This is a genomic window from Marinobacter gudaonensis, assembly GCF_900115175.1.
Taxonomy (GTDB): Bacteria; Pseudomonadota; Gammaproteobacteria; order Pseudomonadales; family Oleiphilaceae; genus Marinobacter; species Marinobacter gudaonensis.
The window spans coordinates 1,381,217-1,400,779 of the sequence record NZ_FOYV01000001.1 but is presented as its reverse complement, the minus strand read 5'-3'; the positions used below and the strand labels follow the sequence as shown (position 1 = coordinate 1,400,779).

The window sequence follows — 19,563 nt, the reverse complement described above, 5'->3', positions numbered from 1 at the left end:
CCCTCAGCGCCCTGATAACCCGCGGGGAGGCCGCTATGTGCAAGCTCTTTATCAACGCCGATCCGGAGCTCTGGGTTAGTCGCACCCACTCCCTGCGTATTGATGGCATGGTCACCAGTGTCCGCATGGAGAACGCCTTCTGGCAGGTGCTCGCCGAACTGGCGGAGCGCGATGGAATGAACCTGCCACAAATGATTACCCGGCTTTACCATGAGTCGATTGATGCCGGGCACGATCTCGGCAATTTCACCTCGTTCCTGCGAGTGTGCGCGCTCCGCTATCTCGAGTTACAGCTGAGTGGTGACGTGCCGAGAGACACCCGTGTGCCGATTGCCTCCCTGGATGCGGATCGTATTCTTGCCGGCGAACCGGATAAGGCGCCTGCGGCAAACGTGGTGAGCAAAGCGAAGCACTAGCTGCCTCAGGCCCCGGCCAGCGCCTTCGCACACCGGCGGAATAGCTCCGCCGAGAAAAACCGGTGCTCGCCTGGTTGATCAGCCACGAACAACTGACCACCGGAGCTGTAGATGCCGCCTTCAATCATCAGGTTGTCGCGCATCTCGAAGTCTTCGATGGTGTGGCCCAAACCGTCCTCAGGGGTGTTGCCTGCCCGTTCTCTGTAATAGCTGCTGTCCAGCGTAAACCCGAAAGCGCGCTTGCCTTGCCCGATGATGTAGCCGACTTCGAACACCGTGCCGGGGTCTGCGCTGATGCCCCGGAACGGGGTAAGGTTGGCGATGATGGCGTCGCAGCTGTCCATCAGGTTCCGGTTCGCCCGGTAAATGCGGTGGCCGCGTCTGAATTTCGCTTCGTTGTCTGAGAACGCCAGTTCGATGTCCAAAGGGTCTACGCCTTCCAGGCCGTATTCCTGCAGCAGGCGCTTCTTCTCGGCCACGATGGACTTGTGTTCGTCCGGCGGGAAGAAGACCTCCGGGCCCGCGAGATAGATCCGTTCTGGTTTTGCCATGGGGCCCTCTCAGAGCTGATAAAACCGCCGGATAGCCTCCAGCAACTGGTCGACATCCTGTCGGTTTACATCCCTGTGCGTCACCAGGCGAATAGGGTCTCCGGCGGTAATCAGGATGCCCTGGGTGTGAAGGAAGTCTCTCAGGCCAGCGGCTTTGCCGGACCGGCAGCGGGCATAGACGATGTTGGTCTGGGTGCTGGCGGGGTTGATCTCCAGCTGAGGAATGTCGGCCAGGCCGGCGCTGAGGTGTTCGGCGTTCTCGTGATCTTCAGCCAGCCGCTGTGGGCCTTTCTCCAGGGCGATTCGCCCGGCAGCGGCCAGTATGCCCGCCTGTCGCATGCCCCCACCCAGCATTTTACGCAGCCGCGTCGCCCGCTCGATAAACGCTTTGGAACCGAGCAGCAACGACCCGACCGGCGCGCCCAAGCCTTTCGATAGGCAGACGCTGACCGAATCGTAGTATCGGGTGATCTCGGTAACGTCGCACTCGGATTTTACCGCAGCATTGAATACCCGGGCGCCATCGAGGTGCAGCAGCAAACCATGATCGTTGCAAAAGGCGCGTGCCTGGCGCTGGTAGTCCAGGGACAACACCCTCCCTCCGATGGTGTTTTCCAGTGAGAGCATCCGGGTGGGCGCAAAATGGAAATCGTCGGGCTTGATGGCGGCTTTGGCTTTCACCAGGCTGATGCTGCCGTCCGGCTCGTTCTCGATAGGCTGCGGTTGAACGCTGCCAAGCACAGCGGCGCCGCCGCCTTCGTACCGGTAGTTGTGTGCCGACTGGCCGCAAAGATATTCATCGCCGCGGCCACAGTGGCTCATGATCGCCAGCAGGTTGGCCTGGGTGCCGGTGGCAGTAAACAGTGCCGATTCAAATCCCAACCGTTCGGCTGCGTACGCCTGGAGGCTGTTTATAGTGGGGTCATCCCCATAGACGTCGTCTCCCACCTCGGCGCTGGCCATGGCCTCGCGCATCTCAGGGGTGGGACGGGTGACCGTGTCGCTGCGAAAATCGATGATCTTGCTCATAGTTTGGAAGCGTAGTCCGGAAGGATGGTCCGAAGATAATCCGAGTCCACTGTATCGGGAAATCGGGACGTATGCATTCCCACTGCTCTTAAGGGTTTTGTGACATTTCGTTTATCGACTCTTTACCCCGGCGTGACAGCCCCGTGAGCAGGCCTGTTTATTCTGCATTCTGACGCCAAAGGCCAGCAGTGCGTCGGCCGGGCGGCGCCAAACAGCGATTGTTTCCAATAAGGAGAATGCACAATGAAAACCCTGACAGCCACACTGCTTGCCCTTGGTACCACTCTGATCATCATGACGCCGGCCCAGGCAGCAGACACCGACAAAGACAGCATGGGAATGGACGAGAAAATGATGCAGGAGGACATGAAAGATGACGGCATGCATAAGGACGCCATGAAATCCGGCACCATGCAGGAGGGGATGAAAAAAGACGGCATGGCGGCCGATGACATGAAGGACACCATGACGAACGGAGATATGGACAAAAAAACGATGAAAAAGGACAGCATGTCCGGCGGCGATAAAGACGCCATGTAACTGCTGGTCGGGACCAGGGCATCGCCCAGCCCTGCTCCCGGGTTGATCTATTTTCGCGGACATTTTGAGGGGGCGGGCGATTTCCAGAGCCCCGCTCGAGTTGGCTTTGAGCAGAGTGGGGGCTTATCCTCGTCGCACACATACTTCCTGGAGCGTCCGTTCGCTGCCGAAATGAATCCAACTTTCCAACTGCGTCCCTACCAGCAAGAAGCCGTTGACGCCACGCTGAACCATTTCCGCCACTCCGATGAATCGGCGGTTATTGTGCTGCCCACCGGCGCCGGCAAGAGCCTGGTGATTGCCGAGCTGGCCCGCCTTGCCCGTCGCAAGATTCTGGTGCTCACTCACGTGAAAGAGCTGGTGGAGCAGAACCACGCCAAATACGAGAGCTATGGCCTTCGAGGTGGCATTTTCTCCGCTGGGCTCAAACGCAAGGAAAACCATCATCAGGTGACCTTCGCCAGCGTTCAGTCGGTCTCGGCCAACCTGGAGGAATTCCGGGATGAGTATTCCTTGGTGATCATCGATGAGTGCCACCGGGTGAGCGGTGAGGACACCAGCCAGTACCATCGGATCATAGAATTGCTGCGCCAGCAGAACGAGTCCCTCAAGGTGCTGGGGCTGACCGCCACGCCCTATCGCCTCGCCATGGGCTGGATCTATCGCTACCACTACCGGGGCCTTGTGCGCGGCATCGAAGAGCAGACCAAGCCCTTCCAGCACTGCATTTACGAACTGCCACTGAGCTACATGATCAATCGCGGGTATCTCACCAAGCCCGAGCTGGTCAACGCGGCGGTGGCCCACTACGACTTCTCTACCCTCGTGCCGGACCGCTTTGGTGAATACACCGAGAAGGACGTGAACCGGCTGCTCAGCAAACACAAACGGGTGACTCGCGCCATCATCGAGCAGGTCAGCGAGCTGGCGGCCGAGCGCCAGGGCGTGATGATTTTCGCGGCCACGGTGGAGCACGCCCGGGAGATCACGGGATACCTGCCGGAACCCGAAACCGCCCTGATCACCGGCGCCACCGACCTGAATGACCGGGATTCGCTGATCCAGCGTTTCAAGCAGCGGCAGCTGAAATTCCTGGTGAATGTGTCCGTGCTCACCACGGGCTTCGATGCACCCCATGTGGACTTCATTGCTATTCTGAGGCCCACGCAGTCGGTCAGCCTGTACCAGCAGATTGTCGGGCGCGGGCTGAGGCTGAGCGAGGGCAAACGCGATTGTCTGGTGATTGATTACGCCGGCAACGACATGAACCTGCACCACCCGGAGGTAGGCGAGCCGAAACCCAATCCCGACAGCGAGCCGGTGCAGGTGTTCTGCCCGGACTGCGGGTTTGCCAACATCTTCTGGGGCAAGACCGACGCTGACGGCCAGGTGATTGAACATTACGGGCGCCGATGCCAGGGTTTGCTGGAGCCGGCGGAGAGTGGCGAAAGTGCCGAAAGTGGCGGGCAGGCCAATCGCCCGCAGCAGTGCGCCTTCCGGTTCCGCTTCAAGGAGTGCCCGCATTGTGGCGCCGAAAACGATATTGCCGCCCGTAACTGCGGCCAATGCCAGAAAGCCATCCTGGATCCGGACGATCAGCTGAGGGACGCCCTTAAGCTCAAGGACGCCATGGTGATCCGCTGTGGCGGCCTGTCGGTAGTTGCTGAAGGGCGGAGGTTGAACCTGACCTATCACGGTGAGGATGGCGAAGAGCTCAGCGAGTGGTTTGATCTGGGTAGGGCCGGGCAGCGGGCGGTGTTCAATCGGCTTTTCGGTCGCCGGTTCGCCAATAGCCAGGCCCCGAGAACCTTCAACACGGTAGAGGACGTGCTGGCGGTTCAGGCCGGGTTGCCGGCCCCGGATTTCGTGATTGCCCGAAGGCAGAAACATTACTGGCAGGTGCAGGAGCGGATCTTTGACTATCGGGGCGCCTACCGCAAAGCGAATGAGATGTAGGGCCCCGGAACCTGAACTACACTCACCGAACACGGAACGGGAGGATGGTATGAACGTAGCGTTTATCGGTCTTGGCATCATGGGCAGCCGTATGGCCCGGAATCTCCTGAAGAGCGAGGGCAACGAGTTGAAGGTATTCAACCGCTCGCCCGAGGCCGTGTCGGAATTGCAGAAGGCGGGCGCCAGGCCTGCGGATTCCGCGCGCGCCGCTGTGGCCGGGGCCGATGTTGTGTTCACCATGCTCAGCTCGCCCGATGTTGTGGAATCGGTGGCGTTTGGCGAGAGCGGGTTTGTGGAAGCGATGGAGCAGGGCGCGTTGTGGGTGAACTGTTCCACCGTAAACCCCTCCTACACGCGAGAGTGCGACGAACGGGCCCGGGCCCGGGGTCTGCGATTCCTGGATGCGCCCGTGGCAGGCACCAAGAAGCCGGCGGAAACGGGGGAGTTGACCTTTCTCCTGGGCGGCAAAGCCTACGACGTGGAGCAGGTGCGGCCATTGCTTGAACACATGGGCCAGAAAATCCTCCACGTGGGTGCCGCAGGCCAGGGCAGCGCCTTCAAGATGCTCGTGAATGCGCTGCTGGCGCAGACCATGCTGGTCTACTCCGAAACCGCCCTGCTGGGTGAGAAGCTGGGCTTCAGCCGGGAGTTCCTGATGGACACGTTGCCGAACCTGCCGGTTACCGCCCCCTTCCTGAAGGCCAAGGCCCAACTGATCAAGGACGGCAACTACGACACCCAGTTTCCGCTGGAATTGATGCTCAAAGACCTGCAACTGCTGGATGTGACAGCCTATGAGCAGAAGCAGCCGCTGTTCCTGGCGAGCCTGGCCAAATCCGTGTATGGGCAGGCGAACAGCGCCGGCCTCGGCCGGGAGGACTTTGCGGCGGTGTTTGAGCACCTGGCCAGGCATTGAGACGAACCATACGCTCGCCCACCGGCAGGCTTCAGGTTTTTGTTGACCACTGAAGCCTGCCGGTGGGCGGGTCATTTCAAAACATGCAAACCCTGCAGGTCGCGAAGCACCTGCGTTGGTGCCAGGCCAATCATATTCCTGAACATCCGGCTCAGGTGGGCTGAATCATGCATGCCCGCGCTCAGAGCGGCTTGGGTGAGGGATTGTTTTTTCGCCACATGATAGAGAGTTGAGCGCAGGCGCGACCAGCTGCGGTAGCGGCGAAAGCTGATGCCCACCTCGGCCCTGAACAGGTGATTAAATCGTGATTCCGACAGGCGCACTCGGTCGGCCAGGTCGGCACGGTCGGAGGGCAGGTCGCCAAGGTTGCGCAGGTAGTTGAGGCTGTGGGCGATGCGCCTGTCCAGGTCAGTCCGTCGGCCGAGGGCGGAGGGGGGAAGGAGCCTTGCCAGATCGAAGGATTGCAGTGTCCGCGTCAGGGAACGGGAGCGCTTGAAGGGCTGGATCGGGTCAAACACCACTGGTCGTTCATTCAGCCATCCGGCTTTCAGAAGCCGGGTTTCCGGCGCGTCCGGTTCCAGATAAAGCGAGGCCATGTATTCGCCTCCGCTGTCCATTTCGTGCTCGACATCTGCATCAACCAGGGCGCTGTGGCAGGTTTCACTCCGGCCATCCGGGAACCTGAGCGTGATGGGCCCGCTCAGGCCAATCAGCAGAACAGGCGCGGCATGGGCGTGCAGTCGTGCGGGAGGCAGCTCGCCCAGGAAAAGTGCCCGGTCACCCGCAAGCCAGATTTCTTTTTCTTGAGTCATTGAACAGCCCAAACGTACAAGTTCTGCCGCCGGCTCCTGGGGCATAATTCAGCTTTACAACTATAACCAAGGAGCAAACGTATGTCTCTGGCTGAAAAGATTTGCCTTTCAGCGGCTTTTTTGTTTTTCATGACCGGGCTACTCACCGGTATCTGGAAGTACAGACACATGGCCCGGAGCGAGGATGCTTCCTCGCCAGTGTATGTCGACATCGCTCATCGCAGTTCACTGCTCTATAGTTTTGCAGCACTTTTGTTAGCCGCGTTCAGCGCACACAGTGTTCTGGCAGCGTGGATTAATGCCGCCGCAGCCCTCGCTGCTCTGGTGTTTTTCGCGTTTGCTATTGGCACGTACGTGTTGCACGGCCTGCTCCAGGATACTGACAACCAGCTTCGTCGCCCTCATCGCCTGGGCGAGCGGCTCCTCCCACCCTGGATGACTGGGCTGTTCATGGTTCTGCTGATTGTTGGGGAAGTGGGCGGCACCCTGGTTCTTGGCACGGGTGCGATGCTGGGCATCTGGAAGGGCTGAGGACCCGTGGCCCCACGTCTGCCTCGTGTTGTCGGCCTTATGCCGCTGACTCTGTTGGCTACTGTGGCAGGCTGCACGATGATGGGCAGTCCCCCATCAACCTTGGGAACGGTTCAGGCCGGCGAGTACTCGCATCCGCTCGGGCATTTTTCATGTCCGATCACCCTTCCGATCGCAGGGCTGGAGCGGACACCGCTCATCGTGGATACGGAGCGCCATACCCGTTCCGAATCGATACCACTCTCACAGCGGTCTCCGGGAGATTGGCGAAACAACAGGATTGTCAGTGACATCACGCTCCCGTCCCGTTTCGTAAGGTTTGAATATCCCTCTGGGGCGCTTATTCGAATCAGTAGCGGTAGGCGCATTCAACCAGTCGAGAGAGTGTTACACGACGGCTTCAGCCGTGGAATGTCCTGGCAATTCTTTGTCGCAGAACCTGAGATCGAGGAGGGCCGATTGGTAACTGGCTTGTTGCTGGTGCCGTGGTTCGAAGAGGGGACGGAGTACATGGGCGTGAATGCGCTTGAGGTGTACCGACAAGGACAGGGGCCGGACGCCGAATTATGGCTCAAAGGTAACCTCTTGGTTGGCGAGGCCATTCATACCGTGAACATCCAGTTACCCGTGGCGCCTTTCCTCATAGAGGGTATCCACCCCAGAGATCTGCCCGCCATTCGAGACCACATCGGATCGAGCGATAACCGCATTGAGACGCTGCTGGCGGACCTTACGCAATGGATGCAACGCTGTCGATTCTCGGAGCTGGAGCAGTGAGAGCCTGGCAATTGGTCCTGGTGCAACTTTGGGTCGTTGCCTTCACCCCGCTTTGGCTGCTCATCCTCGCCTTCGCACCGCTGGTGCTCGCACCTCCAAACCCATCGTGGCCAGCGTTTCTTCTCACCATCTTGCCACCTGGCCTGGTCATTGCCGGCTCCATTGGGCTCTGGGTGGCTTGGTGGAAGAAAAATGTGAAGTGGATGAGGATTATTTCGCTACTCCTTTTCCTGTTGCCCCTTTGCGTCCTCGTTCCGATGGGGCTTCCCTAGCCCGTCTCTTAAGCCGATCTGTAAAAGCTGTCTCAGGGGGTCAACGTGGGCCATGTGGCGCTGGAGTCAATGTAAACGCGGGTTATAATGGCGAATCGTGAATTTAAGCGGAGTCCATTATGCCCATCGAAAAGAACCAGGTTGTCCTGTTCCATTACAGCGTACGCGATGAACAGGGCAACGTTGTTGAAGACTCCCACGGCGGTCACCCCAACGCCTATTTGCACGGCCACGGAGGCATTATCAAAGGGCTGGAAGAAGCCCTCGAAGGCCGCGAGGCGGGCGATACCTTCAGTGTGACTGTAACGCCAGAGAAGGCCTATGGTCCGCGCAAGGAAAATGCCATCCAGCGCGTGCCTATCAAACACCTGATGGGCGCCAGGCGCTGGAAGCCGGGCATGATTGCCCAGGTGCAGACCGAGCAGGGGCGTCGCCACGTAGTGGTGGCCAAGGTGGGCCACAAGTTTGCCGACGTGGACACCAATCATCCCATGGCGGGCCGAACGCTGACCTTTGATATCGAGATCATTGAGGTACGCGACGCCGAAGCGGACGAGATCGCTCACGGCCATGCCCATGGGCCGGGAGGACATCACTGAGGGTATGTTCCGTCACCTGCTGACCCGGGTCAGTGAGGACCGGTTACTGATTGTGCTGCTGGTGGCATTGGCACCGCTGTGGTGGTTTTCCTCCGAATCGGCCGGGGCCCTGCACCGGCTTGTCGACTGGAAAACGGTGGGCGCGTTGGCCGGGCTGATGATGCTGAGCCGGGGGCTGGAGGAGAGTGGCTATCTCGGCCGTGCCGGGCATTGGCTGCTGCAGCGCGTGAAGGGTGAACGGTTGCTGGCGGTAACGCTGATACTGTTTTCTGCCTGCCTTGCCGCCGTCATCACAAACGATGTGGCCCTGTTCATCGTGGTGCCACTGACCCTGAGCCTTCGCCGGGTGGCGGATATTCCTCTGGGGCGCCTGGTGATCTTCGAGGCGCTGGCCGTGAACGCCGGCTCGGCACTCAGCCCCATTGGCAATCCGCAGAACCTTTTTCTTTGGCAGGTGTCCGGGGCGGGTTTTCTCGAGTTCACGCTGATGATGGCGCCCCTGGCGCTGTTGCTCACTTTACTATTGGTCCTGCTAGTGCCCGTGGCATTTCCCGGCACGCGAATTTCTGTGTCCGATGTTGCCGCGGAATCGGCTGTAGCGCACGGGCTGTTCCGCGTCTCACTGATGCTGTACGTGCCGTTTCTGATGCTGACTGATCTGGGCTATGCAGCGCCGGCCGCCGCCGGGCTGCTGGTGTTCTTTCTGGTGTACCGGCGCAGCCTGCTGTTGGGTGTGGACTGGTTGCTCCTTCTGGTCTTTGCGCTGATGTTCATCGATATGAACCTGCTGGCCAGGCTGCCGATTATTCAGGACTTCGCCAGTCACCTTCTGCAGTTGCCCGGGCAGACGTTGACCGCAGCCGTTCTCACCTCACAGGCGATGTCCAACGTGCCTGCTGCCATCTTCCTGGCGTCGTTCACCGACCACTGGAAAGAATTGGCCTGGGGCGTGTCCGTGGGCGGCTTCGGCCTCGCCATTGGTTCCCTCGCAAACCTGATCGCCCTCCGCCTGGCTCGTCAGCCGGGCTTGTGGCGGGAGTTCCATTACTGGTCGATACCGGTTCTGTTGGGCGGTTGGCTGACTGCCGTCGGATTCAATAACTCTCAAGCCTGGTTGGGGCACTGACCCGTAGGGTGACCTCTGGGGATGCTAGTCCAGCCAGGGAAGATCAGGATGTCCCGGCTGACTCAACGCTTCGATCATGTCATCGGGGTAGGTGCCGCGATAGTATCTGGCAAGCGTGCCATCCAGTTTCATCTGGTCCAGGGTGTCCTGCCAGAGTGCGACCGTTGAATCCGGAACGTCCAGTGACAGCGCTATGTAGAGGTATTTCGTGGAGGTAGCGTAGGCCAGCCTTACTTCGTTCTCGGAGTAGGGCGTTTCGGCAAATAGGGGTACGCGCGCGATATCGCTGGTCATCCAGGCATCTACCCGGCCATGCATGAGCATGTCTAGGCACTGGGCAGAGTGGGTCGGTTCTTCCAGGTTGGTGAAACCCATTGCGTTCAGGGCCTGGCCGCCCGAGCTGCCGCGGTAGACGCAGACGGCATCAAGGTTGCGCGCATCCTCCAGGCTCGTGAGGGAAACATCATCCTCGGTGCGCACAAAGAGGCCACCTGTGATGCGCTTGATGGGGCCTACCCATTTGAACTGATTTTCCCGCAATTCCGTGCGAGTGGTTTCAAACAATGCGACGTCGGGCCCCCGGCGGGCCAACATGTAGCCCCGGGCCCAGGGGAGCAGCGAGATCTTCCCGGTGTGCCCAACCCGTTGCAACAATTCGCGCACGAGTTCCGCGGTTGGTCCGGTCACGCGGCCTTGGTCGTCAATATATTCCCCTGGAGGCGAGTGCTCGGTCAGCACGGTGATCGACTCGCCTCGCGCCGCAGCGCTGGAGAGTGGACTGAGTAACAGCACTCCAACCAGAAACATTCCACCAAAACGGTTAATCCAGAGCATTCACCAATCCTGTATCCGGGGCATCCGGCCAACTCTCACAACGGTCTTGGCTATAGTGGTTCAAGAATATCCGGCCTGACAAAGTATTTCTGTAACAAAACGAAAGCCCGGGCCTCTGAAAATAGCGGCCAGTGTTCTGCCCAACGGGGTTGAAATCGGGCAATTGCCCTCGCATGTCAGTGAGGTAAACCACTCATCACTCCGCACCCATTGGGGCGGTTTTCAGAACGACGAGAGGTACCATGGAAAAGCGATCATTTGCCAACACCGACATTCAGGTAACCCCGGTTGGCCTCGGCACCTGGGCCATTGGCGGCTGGATGTGGGGCGGAACCGACGAAGCCCAGTCCATCGATACAATTCATCGGGCCATCGACAAGGGCATTGGTCTGATCGACACCGCACCGGTATACGGCTTCGGTCGTTCCGAGGAAATCGTAGGCAAGGCCCTTGCCGGCGGCCGTCGGGATCAGGTGGCTCTGGCTACCAAAGTGGCACTCAACTGGGACGACGAGCACAAAAAGGTCTGGAGGGACGCCACTGCGGCCCGCATTGAGCGCGAGGTGGAAGACTCCCTGAAACGCCTCCAGACCGACCATATCGACATCTACCAGGTACACTGGCCGGATGCCAAGACGCCTATGGAGGAGACGGCGAGGGCACTTGAGAAGCTCTACAAGGCCGGGAAGATTCGTGCCATTGGCGTAAGTAACTTCACACCCGCGCAGATGGACGAGTTACAGAAAACTGTTCCACTGCACAGCCTGCAGCCACCCTATAACCTCTTCGAGCGCGAGATCGAGCAGGACATCCTGCCCTACTGCCGTGAGCATGGCATTGCCACCATCACTTACGGCGGACTCTGCCGCGGTCTGCTGACCGGCAAGATGCGCGAGGACACCCAGTTCACCGGCGACGACCTGCGCAAGCACGATCCCAAGTTCAAGGGCGATCGCTACCAGCAATATCTGAAGGCCGTAGCCGAGCTGGATGCCTTCGCCAGGGAGCGTTACCAAAAGAACGTTCTGGCGCTGGCCCTGCGCTGGCTGGTGGATCAGCCCGGCGTGACCACTGCGCTCTGGGGCGCGAGAAAGCCGGAACAGCTCGACCCGGTGAGTGACATCGAAGGCTGGTCGCTGGATCAAGAGGCGATGGCGGCCATTGATGACATTCTGGCCCGGTGCATTAAAGACCCGGTAGGTCCCGAATTCATGGCGCCGCCGACCCGGTAAAGCACCGACTGCCCTCTGCCAATAAATCTGGCCCCTGCTCCGGCTCGCCCACGGGTGAGTTCGGGCAGGGGCTTTTTAGTGGACATGTCCTGATTTGTTATGAAAGGCCAAACCGACAGTGCCGGCGACCGAGGCGTTGAATTACGGGGAATCATCAACAGGTATGTCTATAGGCGTTTTTTACAAACGTCCCAAGTCACCGGGAAACGACAAGGAGAATCCGCGATGATTACACGCATTCTCGCAAGTTCCTTTGCCTTGATGATGTTTTTCTCAATGCCGGCGATGGCTGCGAATGCCGCGGCGCAGGCGCCGGACGGTTCCTGGATTACGCTCAGCGGTGAGGTTGCAGAGGCCGAAGCGCCCGACAGCTTCGTACTGGATTACGGTGGTGGCACCGTTCGTGTTGAGCTCGACAACTGGAGCCCGACCCAATACCCGCCGGACCTCCGGCAAGGCGACAAGGTGAAAGTTCGTGGCCGTGTCGATAATGACACCTACGACAGCGCAAAAATCGAGGCCAAAAGCGTTTATGTTGAGAACCTCGGCATTGAGTTTTATGGCAGCTCGGGTGATGAAGAGGCCATGACCAGCATGGACCTTTCGCCCCACGATCCGATCAAGACTGGGGAGTTTTCTATCAGTGGCCACGTTGAAAGCATAGATGGCCCGGTGTTCACGATTGATACCGGAGAGCGTGAGCTGACCGTTGATACCTCCACGCTTGAATTTGATCCACTCGATCGGCCCGGGCTGAGAAACCTGACTCTCAAGACCGGTGATTATGTTACCGTCACTGGCAAGGCCCGCAGCAGCCTGTTCGAGCTTCGCAAGATCGTGGCCGATTCCATCATCATTCGCGCCACTTCGCCCTTGGGTGAAGACCGTGTCGGCGGCGATACACCCATCGACCCTGGTGCTCCGGTCACGCTCCCCAAACCGGTTCTGTAAAAGGAACTGGCCTGAGGCCAGTTCTCACTGGCCTCAATCCTTCCTTTCTGTATATCTTCTGTTCTCGTCATTCAACGATGACCTGCCTCAGGAACAACGGAGTAGAACGCCCTTATTCAGGCTATGATGCAGGCACTGAACTCTTTCAGGTTCAACCGCAGGCCTGGTAGCGTTATCACAAAAGGGATAGCAGGAGATTGCAGTGATCAGTGGGTCAGGGACGTTCGCACACACCGCCGTTGTTTTTGGAATGCTCATGGTTCTTGCCGGGCCCGGTTCCGCCAAGATCTACAAGTGGGTGGATGAGAACGGTCAGGTCCATTTCAGCGACCGGCAGGACCATCGCCTCGAGCAGGAGGAAGTGCAAGTAAAGCCGGTGGCTTCCGACTGGTCCCCGTTTGAGATTGATGTCCGGTCACCCGGGGCAGACCTGAGCGACGACGAACGCCAGCAGGTTGTGGCAGGGGTGAACAACGTCTACGAGTTCTTTGATCGGGTGCTGTCCTTCGACATGAATCGCACGGTGCCGGTCAATATTCTGATTCTCAGGGACAGTAAGGCGTACCGGACTTACCTCACCCGCCGGAGCCAGGGTATGGCGGTGGCTTCCTATGGCCTTTACATACCGTCTGAACACCAGATCGTAGTTTATCTGCGGGAAAGCCGGGAACTGACCTTCCAGACCATCAAACATGAAGTCAGTCATGCGGTGCTCGATACCATCGTTCCTTACGCCCCGGCCTGGTTAAACGAGGGCTTGGCCGAGCAGATGGAAACCATAGAGCGTGACGCTTCGGGATTGTATTTCGAGCGCCACGAAGAAAACCGCTGGGTGGTTGCGCAGGCTCGGGATCAGGGTGTATTGACGGATATCGACAAGTTTTTGAAGCTGCCCAGCAACCAGTGGCGCCACGCCGATTTTTCGGGCCGCAGCAGCCTTAGGGCCCAGTCGGGCCAGTTTGTGTATTTCCTGCTCTCCAAACCCACCCGCCGCAATTTCGTGGAGCGGCTGATGCACAACTTCAACCGGGGGGATCGTACCCTGTCCTATTACCTGGTGGACGATAATTACCTCGGCGGCGTCACCATGCTGGGCCTGGACTGGCGGCGCTGGCTGCATGATCAGGGCGAGGGGATTGTTCGCCTATAGCGTGAGAGGCGGCGACCAGACTTCCCCATGCTGCATTACCCGGAACTCTGATTCATTCAGGCCCTGTCGCTCCAGGGCCGCCCTGAGCCGGCGTGGAGGTTCGTCCATGGGCTCATCCGTGAGCACGAAGGTTCCCCAGTGCATGGCCACCGACTGGCGTGCGCCGATATCCTGGTGAATGCTGACGGCCTCTTCCGGCGCCACGTGTACTGGTGCCATAAACCAGCGCGGGTCGTAGGCGCCGATCGGAAGCAGGGCGAGGTCGATCGGCGAGAACAGCTCGCCGACTGTCCGGAAAAGCCGGCCGTAGCCGGTATCACCAGCGAAAAACAACCGGAAACCTTCAATGTCCAGAAGCCAGCTGCACCAGAGCGAGCTGTTGGTGTCGGTCGGGGTTCGGCCGCTGAAATGCTGGGCCGGAAGACAGAAGATTTCCTGGTTATCAGCCAGAACTTGCGATTGCCACCAGCCCAGTTCCATCAGGTTCTGGATTCCCCGTTTCTCGAACCAGCCCCGCAGACCCGAGGGAATGCAGAAGCACAGGCGGTCGCCGAAGCGGCGATAGAGCTGACGCACCGTGGGTTCGTCCAGGTGGTCGTAGTGGTTGTGGGAGATCAGCACCAGATCAATATCGGGCATGTCGGCCACTGTCAGGGCTGGCGGCGTGTACCGCTTCGGACCCACCAACTGGAATGGGCTGGCCCGGTCTGACAACACCGGATCGGTAAGCAGGTTCAGGCCGCGATACTGGAAAAGGAAGGAAGCATGCCCGAGCCAGACCAACTGAGGCCGGGCCGGCGGATTCATCAGCAAATACCCGTCTGGTCGTAACAGCGTGTAGCGTTTACCCTTCGGAAACCGGCGGCCAGGCGCCAACTGCCAGCGCAGGAAGTCGCCTAATCCATGGCGTGGCACCGGCTCCAGGTTCCGGTATCGGCCCCCGTGGCTCCGCGCTTGCGAGGAGAGGTCAGCAAGGCGATGACGGTCTACGGGCATGGAGTGGGATTATTTCCTGAAGAACGTCAGAAAAGCGCCTGCTGCGGCCGCGGCAGCGCCACCGATCAGGTACCACATGGTTTCGTCGGTAAATCGGCCGGTGACGGTTTCGGTCAACTGATTCCCGATCGACTGCGTTGACTGGTAGCCGAAATAGAGCAACCCGATTCCGACCACCAATAACACGATACCGACCAACTTCGAGCTTGCCATGTACATCTCCTTTTTGCGGATTTTGCAACGCGTCTGGATGGACTTTTGCCGCACAGTATCGGCGATTAACCTCGTAAATAACAGGCGGTTTGTTTAACATGGGGCTGCAAGACGCGGACGGGAGACACCCGTCCAAAGGAACGATTCTTCAAGGAATGAAGGAGTAGGACGATGAGTAAGAGCGTTGTGCTGTTAGGTGATCTGGGGTCCGATCACGAAGGCTTTCCGCCAACCCCGGTGATAGCCGGTTCACCCGATGTTCTGATTGATGGCAAGCCCGTTGCCCGTGTTGGCGATCCTCTCGCCCCGCACTCCAAACCCAAGCATCCGCCCCACCCACGCAGCATTGCCGCAGGCTCCGGCACGGTGCTGATCAACGGAATTCCCGCCGCAGTGACCGGAGGGGCCATCTCGTGCGGTGGCGTCACGATTGGCAGCGGCAGCGTGGTGATTGGCGACTGATCATTGGCCGGGTTTCCATCTGGCCGTCAAACCTCCACAAACCTCGGCACCAGCATCAGTACCAACCCGACGGTCAGCATTTCCCAGGGACTGCCGGCCAGGTAGGGATAGAGGGCCATGCCAATGCCACAGTAACGGGCCACCATGTGCTTCTGGCGCCGACCGTACATGAAATAGGCCAGGCCGATGCACCCGAAAATCAGCGCCAGGATAATGTTGGCAGTTTCCATGGGTGACCTCCTCGGCTAGCATGGATCGTATGGTTCGGTCGTAACACCCCGCAAGCAAGGAGCGGCTGGCGTGCGAGAGCACCCGCTCCTGATCAGGGAGAATGCCAATGACGCCCAAGGACATTGTGGCTCAGTTTATCGAGAATATCCGTGCGCAGCGTCTGGATGAAGCCAAGGACCTGCTCGCGGATGAGGGCTTTGAGTATGTCGGCCCGAACATGCGTTTCCTGAGCCGGGAGGACATGCTGGGGTACCAGTTCGGCATGTTCGCCATCCAGAAGGACCTGGTTCTGCGTCAGCTCAGCGCCGATGGCGAGCATGTGTTTGCGATCCTCGATTACCGCACCTATTTCGAGCCGATCGGGGATGTTCGTTTGGCCATCTGGTTTCGGGTCCGGGAGGGCCGGATTCAGGTGATGGAAACCTTCTACAATGCGGCGGTTGTAGAGAACATGCTGGGTGGGAGTCTGCCACCGGCAAACTGATTCAACCCTCAGATGCAGTGCTGCCAGTGCCCGGAGCTGTCTCCAGCCCGCGCACTGGCTATTTGTGTGGCTTTACTTCAGGCGAAGTCGTAATCCCCACCTTTCTCAAGTGCCCTCTGATAGGCAGGTCTGGCGTGGATCCTCCGGACCCAGTCGGTGATGTGTGGACGTCCCTTGCCAACGATGCCCCGGGCCATGGAGGCCTCCAGCGGAAAACTCATCTGGATATCCGCTGCACTGAGGTTATCCCCCAGGAACCAGGTGTTATCAGCCAGGTGGTTTTCCACGAAATCCAGGTGGGTCTTGATCATCGGTCCGATGAAGATTTCGTTGGTCTTGTCTGAAATGCCCTTGGCAATTGGCTTGACAAAGAATGGCATGGGGCTGGTCTTGACCTTCTCGAACACCAGGCGCATCACCAGGGGCGGCATCAGTGAGCCTTCGGCGTAGTGCAGCCAATAGGTGTAATCCAGCCATGCCTGGCCACCGGCCTCGGGCAGCATGGTGTCCTTGCCGTAGGTGTGTGCCAGGTACTCAATGATGGCGCCGGATTCAGCCACCACCAGGTCGCCATCGGTGATCACCGGGGATTTGCCGAGCGGGTGGACCTTTTTCAGGCTTGCTGGTGCCAGCATGGTTTTGGGATCGCGCTCGTAGCGCTGGATTTCATAGGGTACGCCCAACTCTTCGAGCATCCAGAGGATACGCTGCGAGCGTGAATTGTTCAGGTGGTGGACAGTAATCATGGGCAACTCCCTGTGCATTTGGTTCGGGTGGTGTGGAAGGTAGTCCGAAAAACGGCTTTTGGTTCACTCCGGGCCGCAAGAAAGGCCGCATTGTACAGGCCAGGCTGTTCGGTAAAAGGAAGCCCCTTTGCATTCTTCCACTTTTGCCCCCATAAACCCCATGCAAGCCCATGAACAGGAGGAAAACCATGACGGCACCAACCCTTAAGGAAAAGTTGAACAATGCAGTGAAGGAAGCGATGCGGAACAAGGACAAGACGCGCCTTGTGACCCTGCGGATGGCCCAGTCGGCGGTCAAGCAGATCGAGATCGATGAGCGCCGCGAGCTGGATGACGAGGACGTTCTGAAGGTGCTGGACAAGATGCTCAAGCAGCGTCGCGATGCGGCCAGCCAGTATGACGCTGCCGGCCGCGAGGAGCTGGGCGACAAGGAGCGTGCGGAAATGGTCATCATCGAGGAATTCATGCCCGCCGCGCTCAGCGAGGATGATCTGGATGGCCTGATTCGGCTGGCTATCAGCGCCACCGACGCTCAGGGCATGCAGGACATGGGGAAGGTGATGAACGAGCTCAAACCCCAGGTGCTTGGGCGCGTTGACATGGGCCATCTGAGCAAGAAGGTGCGCGACGCTCTGGCCGGGTGATGGTGAGTTGTCCCGGTGGCTGAGTCCGCCGGGGTTGCATATCCTCATGCATTGCGCTAATTTAAATCGTGCACAAGGTAATCGTGAGCGATTGATATGCCGAATTCTGAAACCCGAGATCCGAAAGCCAGGCAGTTTGTGGCGCCGGCAGGCGACCTGCTGACACTCGATCGGCAGATGTGTTTTGCACTTTATTCGGCGTCTCTGGCGATGACCAAGCTCTACAAGCCGATGTTGTCGAAGCTTGACCTGACCTATCCCCAGTATCTGGTCATGCTGGTGCTGTGGGAGCGTGACGGCATCCGGGTTTCCGGCTTGAAGGAACGACTCTATCTGGACTACGGCACCCTCACGCCACTGATCAAGCGGCTGGAAGCGCGCGGATTGCTGATGCGCCAGCGCTCTCCCGAGGATGAGCGACAGGTGATCGTTCGCCTGACCGAAGAGGGCCGTGCCCTGAAAGCAGAGGCGGGCCAGATCCCGGAGCAGGTAGCGACCGCAGCGGGCTGTTCACTGGCGGAACTGGAGGATCTCAAGAACCAGCTCCTTGCCCTGCGCAACCGCCTGCACAGCAAGCTGGAAAATCAACTGGAGGAGAGCGCCTGAGAAGGCGTTCTCCAGAGAAGCAAGCAAACCCACGCCAGGCCACGCAGGCCTGAGCAAGTGAGCAAGCAAGTAAGAGAGGAACGTGTTATGTCTATTGAGCAAGTACTGTATCGCGCATCCGCAGAAGCAACCGGTGGCCGGGATGGCCGTGCCATTTCCTCAGACGGCATCCTCGATGTCGAGTTGACCACGCCGAAAGAACTCGGTGGCGCTGGCGGCAAGGGCACCAACCCCGAGCAGTTGTTCGCCGCCGGCTACTCCGCGTGCTTCATCGGCGCCATGAAGTTTGTGGCCGGTCGCGACAAGCTGAAAATGCCTGAAGATGCGTCCATCGAAGGCGTTGTGGGCATCGGCCAGATTCCTGCCGGTTTCGGAATTGAAGTGGAGCTGCGCATCAGCCTGCCAGGCATGGACGACGCTGAGGCAAAGAAGCTGATCGATGAAGCCCACAAGGTTTGCCCCTATTCCAACGCCACCCGTGGCAACATCGATGTGACCCTCAAGCGGGTTGCCTGAGGTCTGATCAGGCCCTCATCTAACGGAAACCTACCAGTGGAGCGTGATACTGCCCAGCAGGGTCTCGCCCAGGTGTAGGTCGCGGGTTCCCGTGTCCAGGTCCCGGTACCGGACACGGGTGTCCACACTGGCGCCAAGGCCCAGTACCAGATCGGGCCATGCGTCGGCTCCCGCGAGAACCCGATAGCGTACTTCCGCCTGCCAGTCCCTCAGATACAGAGCGCTTTCCACCTCGCGCGCCCGATCCAGGGTCGCCCAGCGATCACCCACTCTTCGAAGGCTCACCGTCCAGAGCCTGTCAGGACTTTTCCACTGCGCAAGAACAGGCAGATCCAGTAGCCAGTGGCCCTGATCATTGGCATGCGCCCACCGCACTCGCGGAAGCCAGCGGAAAGAGCCAAACCGATGATCACCACCGACACCCAGGCTCAATCTGGCGTCATCGCTGATTGCCCGAAACAGCGCCAGTCGGCCGTTGGCCACCTTCCTGTGGAAATCCTGCTCCTTGAACATATTGGAAGTGCCGGCCAGGCCAGCTCGCCCCTGTACTCGATAGGGCCCCTGTTGCCAAGAGCCGCCGACGGTGACTCGGTGCAGGTGGCCATTGTGTGCCGGTTGGCCGGTGCGAATGCGCAGGGGCTGGTAATCGTATTGCACGGTGGTGGCGCCACTCGCGGTGTCTGTTTGCCAGCGGATGCCGCGCTGGGAGCGGGTCACTTCCTTTGCGGCGGGGGCTTGCCCTGGCCAGTTATAGGGCTGCCACTGCTGATAGAACAATTCGGTGGAGGTAGCTGCCTGCACCGGTGTACACAGGCCGAGTCCTGCCAGCAGCAGGCATCGAAACATCAGTAAGCCCGGCGGGTACTGCCTGTGGGCGCTGGCGCATGGTTTGTGAATCACAGGGCTGCCTCCCTGAATTGTCCTTTCAGGCCTTATTCCGGCTCAGGCGGAACATTTCGAGCGTCGCTTCCGT

General features: G+C 59.3%; 25 protein-coding genes. 16 read left to right on the top strand and 9 right to left on the bottom strand.

Features of this window, described 5'->3' with window-relative positions:
• Positions 1-35 precede the first annotated feature (35 nt).
• Positions 36-416 (top strand): ribbon-helix-helix domain-containing protein, encoded by a 381-nt coding sequence (locus tag BM344_RS06435; RefSeq protein ID WP_091987361.1) that lies wholly within the window; start codon positions 36-38, stop codon positions 414-416.
• 5 nt (positions 417-421) lie between these two features.
• Here the strand turns inward: BM344_RS06435 and BM344_RS06430 are convergent, their stop codons facing one another.
• Positions 422-967: a nucleoside 2-deoxyribosyltransferase gene (locus BM344_RS06430; protein ID WP_091987358.1), complete on the bottom strand. Its 546-nt coding sequence runs from the start codon at positions 965-967 to the stop codon at positions 422-424.
• Positions 968-976: 9 nt separating this feature from the next.
• Entirely contained in the window at positions 977-1,996 is a 1,020-nt protein-coding gene (gene ltaE / locus BM344_RS06425; protein ID WP_228143562.1) for a low-specificity L-threonine aldolase, read from the bottom strand.
• A 243-nt stretch (positions 1,997-2,239) separates the two neighbouring features.
• On the opposite strand from ltaE, the gene BM344_RS06420 reads away from it, so the two are divergent.
• The 3 genes from BM344_RS06420 to BM344_RS06410 all read left to right on the top strand — a co-directional run bounded on the left by BM344_RS06420 (position 2,240) and on the right by BM344_RS06410 (position 5,408).
• Positions 2,240-2,536, top strand: a complete 297-nt coding sequence (locus tag BM344_RS06420; RefSeq protein WP_091987356.1) for a hypothetical protein — start codon at positions 2,240-2,242, stop codon at positions 2,534-2,536.
• A gap of 171 nt (positions 2,537-2,707) precedes the next feature.
• On the top strand, positions 2,708-4,492 hold the full coding sequence (locus BM344_RS06415; protein WP_091987353.1) for a DEAD/DEAH box helicase: 1,785 nt from the start codon (positions 2,708-2,710) through the stop codon (positions 4,490-4,492).
• Positions 4,493-4,541: 49 nt separating this feature from the next.
• Positions 4,542-5,408 (top strand): NAD(P)-dependent oxidoreductase, encoded by an 867-nt coding sequence (locus BM344_RS06410; RefSeq protein WP_091987351.1) that lies wholly within the window; start codon positions 4,542-4,544, stop codon positions 5,406-5,408.
• Positions 5,409-5,479: 71 nt separating this feature from the next.
• Here BM344_RS06410 and BM344_RS06405 read toward each other — a convergent pair whose 3' ends face one another.
• Entirely contained in the window at positions 5,480-6,220 is a 741-nt protein-coding gene (locus BM344_RS06405; protein ID WP_167363221.1) for an AraC family transcriptional regulator, read from the bottom strand.
• 81 nt (positions 6,221-6,301) lie between these two features.
• Here BM344_RS06405 and BM344_RS06400 point away from each other — a divergent pair, with 81 nt between their 5' ends.
• The 4 genes from BM344_RS06400 to BM344_RS06380 all read left to right on the top strand — a co-directional run bounded on the left by BM344_RS06400 (position 6,302) and on the right by BM344_RS06380 (position 9,525).
• Positions 6,302-6,751 (top strand): hypothetical protein, encoded by a 450-nt coding sequence (locus BM344_RS06400; RefSeq protein WP_091987346.1) that lies wholly within the window; start codon positions 6,302-6,304, stop codon positions 6,749-6,751.
• Between the two features lie 459 nt (positions 6,752-7,210).
• Positions 7,211-7,528: a hypothetical protein gene (locus BM344_RS06395; RefSeq protein ID WP_139229629.1), complete on the top strand. Its 318-nt coding sequence runs from the start codon at positions 7,211-7,213 to the stop codon at positions 7,526-7,528.
• A gap of 391 nt (positions 7,529-7,919) precedes the next feature.
• Entirely contained in the window at positions 7,920-8,399 is a 480-nt protein-coding gene (locus BM344_RS06385) for an FKBP-type peptidyl-prolyl cis-trans isomerase (protein ID WP_091987340.1), read from the top strand.
• Complete coding sequence (locus BM344_RS06380; RefSeq protein WP_228143560.1) at positions 8,371-9,525, top strand: SLC13 family permease; 1,155 nt, start codon at positions 8,371-8,373, stop codon at positions 9,523-9,525. The genes BM344_RS06385 and BM344_RS06380 overlap by 29 nt, the downstream gene beginning before the upstream one ends.
• A gap of 24 nt (positions 9,526-9,549) precedes the next feature.
• Here the strand turns inward: BM344_RS06380 and BM344_RS06375 are convergent, their stop codons facing one another.
• Positions 9,550-10,359 carry a substrate-binding periplasmic protein gene (locus BM344_RS06375; RefSeq protein WP_091987338.1) on the bottom strand — a complete coding sequence of 270 codons (810 nt, stop codon included), beginning with the start codon at positions 10,357-10,359 and terminating at the stop codon, positions 9,550-9,552.
• A 242-nt stretch (positions 10,360-10,601) separates the two neighbouring features.
• On the opposite strand from BM344_RS06375, the gene BM344_RS06370 reads away from it, so the two are divergent.
• From BM344_RS06370 to BM344_RS06360, 3 genes are all read left to right on the top strand, one after another.
• Entirely contained in the window at positions 10,602-11,591 is a 990-nt protein-coding gene (locus tag BM344_RS06370; protein ID WP_091987335.1) for an aldo/keto reductase, read from the top strand.
• Between the two features lie 225 nt (positions 11,592-11,816).
• The gene (locus BM344_RS06365; RefSeq protein ID WP_167363220.1) at positions 11,817-12,542 is read left to right on the top strand and encodes a NirD/YgiW/YdeI family stress tolerance protein; all 726 of its coding nucleotides are present in this window, start codon (positions 11,817-11,819) and stop codon (positions 12,540-12,542) included.
• Between the two features lie 256 nt (positions 12,543-12,798).
• A complete protein-coding gene (locus BM344_RS06360; protein ID WP_091990850.1) occupies positions 12,799-13,692 on the top strand; it encodes a DUF4124 domain-containing protein in 894 nt (297 codons plus the stop codon).
• Here BM344_RS06360 and BM344_RS06355 read toward each other — a convergent pair.
• A complete protein-coding gene (locus BM344_RS06355) occupies positions 13,687-14,688 on the bottom strand; it encodes an MBL fold metallo-hydrolase (RefSeq protein ID WP_091987330.1) in 1,002 nt (333 codons plus the stop codon). The genes BM344_RS06360 and BM344_RS06355 overlap by 6 nt on opposite strands.
• A 9-nt stretch (positions 14,689-14,697) precedes the next feature.
• Positions 14,698-14,901 (bottom strand): DUF3185 family protein, encoded by a 204-nt coding sequence (locus tag BM344_RS06350; RefSeq protein ID WP_091987328.1) that lies wholly within the window; start codon positions 14,899-14,901, stop codon positions 14,698-14,700.
• Between the two features lie 171 nt (positions 14,902-15,072).
• Here BM344_RS06350 and BM344_RS06345 point away from each other — a divergent pair, with 171 nt between their 5' ends.
• Positions 15,073-15,363, top strand: coding sequence for a type VI secretion system PAAR protein (locus BM344_RS06345; protein ID WP_091987325.1), 291 nt, complete (start codon positions 15,073-15,075; stop codon positions 15,361-15,363).
• Between the two features lie 26 nt (positions 15,364-15,389).
• On the opposite strand, the gene BM344_RS06340 is transcribed toward BM344_RS06345, so the two are convergent.
• Positions 15,390-15,593 (bottom strand): hypothetical protein, encoded by a 204-nt coding sequence (locus BM344_RS06340; protein WP_091987323.1) that lies wholly within the window; start codon positions 15,591-15,593, stop codon positions 15,390-15,392.
• Between the two features lie 107 nt (positions 15,594-15,700).
• On the opposite strand from BM344_RS06340, the gene BM344_RS06335 reads away from it, so the two are divergent.
• Positions 15,701-16,078: a nuclear transport factor 2 family protein gene (locus BM344_RS06335; protein ID WP_091987320.1), complete on the top strand. Its 378-nt coding sequence runs from the start codon at positions 15,701-15,703 to the stop codon at positions 16,076-16,078.
• 77 nt (positions 16,079-16,155) lie between these two features.
• Here BM344_RS06335 and BM344_RS06330 read toward each other — a convergent pair whose 3' ends face one another.
• The gene (locus tag BM344_RS06330; RefSeq protein WP_091987318.1) at positions 16,156-16,824 is read right to left on the bottom strand and encodes a glutathione S-transferase family protein; all 669 of its coding nucleotides are present in this window, start codon (positions 16,822-16,824) and stop codon (positions 16,156-16,158) included.
• A gap of 188 nt (positions 16,825-17,012) precedes the next feature.
• Between BM344_RS06330 and BM344_RS06325 the strand changes: the two genes are divergently transcribed.
• The 3 genes from BM344_RS06325 to BM344_RS06315 all read left to right on the top strand — a co-directional run bounded on the left by BM344_RS06325 (position 17,013) and on the right by BM344_RS06315 (position 18,590).
• Positions 17,013-17,468 (top strand): GatB/YqeY domain-containing protein, encoded by a 456-nt coding sequence (locus tag BM344_RS06325; protein WP_091987316.1) that lies wholly within the window; start codon positions 17,013-17,015, stop codon positions 17,466-17,468.
• 96 nt (positions 17,469-17,564) lie between these two features.
• Positions 17,565-18,074: a MarR family winged helix-turn-helix transcriptional regulator gene (locus tag BM344_RS06320; protein ID WP_091987314.1), complete on the top strand. Its 510-nt coding sequence runs from the start codon at positions 17,565-17,567 to the stop codon at positions 18,072-18,074.
• 87 nt (positions 18,075-18,161) lie between these two features.
• Positions 18,162-18,590, top strand: coding sequence for an organic hydroperoxide resistance protein (locus BM344_RS06315; RefSeq protein ID WP_091987313.1), 429 nt, complete (start codon positions 18,162-18,164; stop codon positions 18,588-18,590).
• Between the two features lie 30 nt (positions 18,591-18,620).
• On the opposite strand, the gene BM344_RS06310 is transcribed toward BM344_RS06315, so the two are convergent.
• Entirely contained in the window at positions 18,621-19,490 is an 870-nt protein-coding gene (locus tag BM344_RS06310; RefSeq protein ID WP_139229628.1) for a hypothetical protein, read from the bottom strand.
• Positions 19,491-19,563: the final 73 nt, after the last annotated feature.

Bases quoted from the DNA above. Each gene is read 5' to 3' on its own strand.
- BM344_RS06435 (WP_091987361.1), top strand. From the start codon at position 36: ATGTGCAAGCTCTTTATCAACGCCGATCCGGAGCTCTGGGTTAGTCGC.
- BM344_RS06430 (WP_091987358.1), bottom strand. From the start codon at position 967: ATGGCAAAACCAGAACGGATCTATCTCGCGGGCCCGGAGGTCTTCTTC.
- ltaE (WP_228143562.1), bottom strand. From the start codon at position 1,996: ATGAGCAAGATCATCGATTTTCGCAGCGACACGGTCACCCGTCCCACC.
- BM344_RS06420 (WP_091987356.1), top strand. From the start codon at position 2,240: ATGAAAACCCTGACAGCCACACTGCTTGCCCTTGGTACCACTCTGATC.
- BM344_RS06415 (WP_091987353.1), top strand. From the start codon at position 2,708: ATGAATCCAACTTTCCAACTGCGTCCCTACCAGCAAGAAGCCGTTGAC.
- BM344_RS06410 (WP_091987351.1), top strand. From the start codon at position 4,542: ATGAACGTAGCGTTTATCGGTCTTGGCATCATGGGCAGCCGTATGGCC.
- BM344_RS06405 (WP_167363221.1), bottom strand. From the start codon at position 6,220: ATGACTCAAGAAAAAGAAATCTGGCTTGCGGGTGACCGGGCACTTTTC.
- BM344_RS06400 (WP_091987346.1), top strand. From the start codon at position 6,302: ATGTCTCTGGCTGAAAAGATTTGCCTTTCAGCGGCTTTTTTGTTTTTC.
- BM344_RS06385 (WP_091987340.1), top strand. From the start codon at position 7,920: ATGCCCATCGAAAAGAACCAGGTTGTCCTGTTCCATTACAGCGTACGC.
- BM344_RS06380 (WP_228143560.1), top strand. From the start codon at position 8,371: ATGCCCATGGGCCGGGAGGACATCACTGAGGGTATGTTCCGTCACCTG.
- BM344_RS06375 (WP_091987338.1), bottom strand. From the start codon at position 10,359: ATGCTCTGGATTAACCGTTTTGGTGGAATGTTTCTGGTTGGAGTGCTG.
- BM344_RS06370 (WP_091987335.1), top strand. From the start codon at position 10,602: ATGGAAAAGCGATCATTTGCCAACACCGACATTCAGGTAACCCCGGTT.
- BM344_RS06365 (WP_167363220.1), top strand. From the start codon at position 11,817: ATGATTACACGCATTCTCGCAAGTTCCTTTGCCTTGATGATGTTTTTC.
- BM344_RS06360 (WP_091990850.1), top strand. From the start codon at position 12,799: ATGGTTCTTGCCGGGCCCGGTTCCGCCAAGATCTACAAGTGGGTGGAT.
- BM344_RS06355 (WP_091987330.1), bottom strand. From the start codon at position 14,688: ATGCCCGTAGACCGTCATCGCCTTGCTGACCTCTCCTCGCAAGCGCGG.
- BM344_RS06350 (WP_091987328.1), bottom strand. From the start codon at position 14,901: ATGGCAAGCTCGAAGTTGGTCGGTATCGTGTTATTGGTGGTCGGAATC.
- BM344_RS06345 (WP_091987325.1), top strand. From the start codon at position 15,073: ATGAGTAAGAGCGTTGTGCTGTTAGGTGATCTGGGGTCCGATCACGAA.
- BM344_RS06340 (WP_091987323.1), bottom strand. From the start codon at position 15,593: ATGGAAACTGCCAACATTATCCTGGCGCTGATTTTCGGGTGCATCGGC.
- BM344_RS06335 (WP_091987320.1), top strand. From the start codon at position 15,701: ATGACGCCCAAGGACATTGTGGCTCAGTTTATCGAGAATATCCGTGCG.
- BM344_RS06330 (WP_091987318.1), bottom strand. From the start codon at position 16,824: ATGATTACTGTCCACCACCTGAACAATTCACGCTCGCAGCGTATCCTC.
- BM344_RS06325 (WP_091987316.1), top strand. From the start codon at position 17,013: ATGACGGCACCAACCCTTAAGGAAAAGTTGAACAATGCAGTGAAGGAA.
- BM344_RS06320 (WP_091987314.1), top strand. From the start codon at position 17,565: ATGCCGAATTCTGAAACCCGAGATCCGAAAGCCAGGCAGTTTGTGGCG.
- BM344_RS06315 (WP_091987313.1), top strand. From the start codon at position 18,162: ATGTCTATTGAGCAAGTACTGTATCGCGCATCCGCAGAAGCAACCGGT.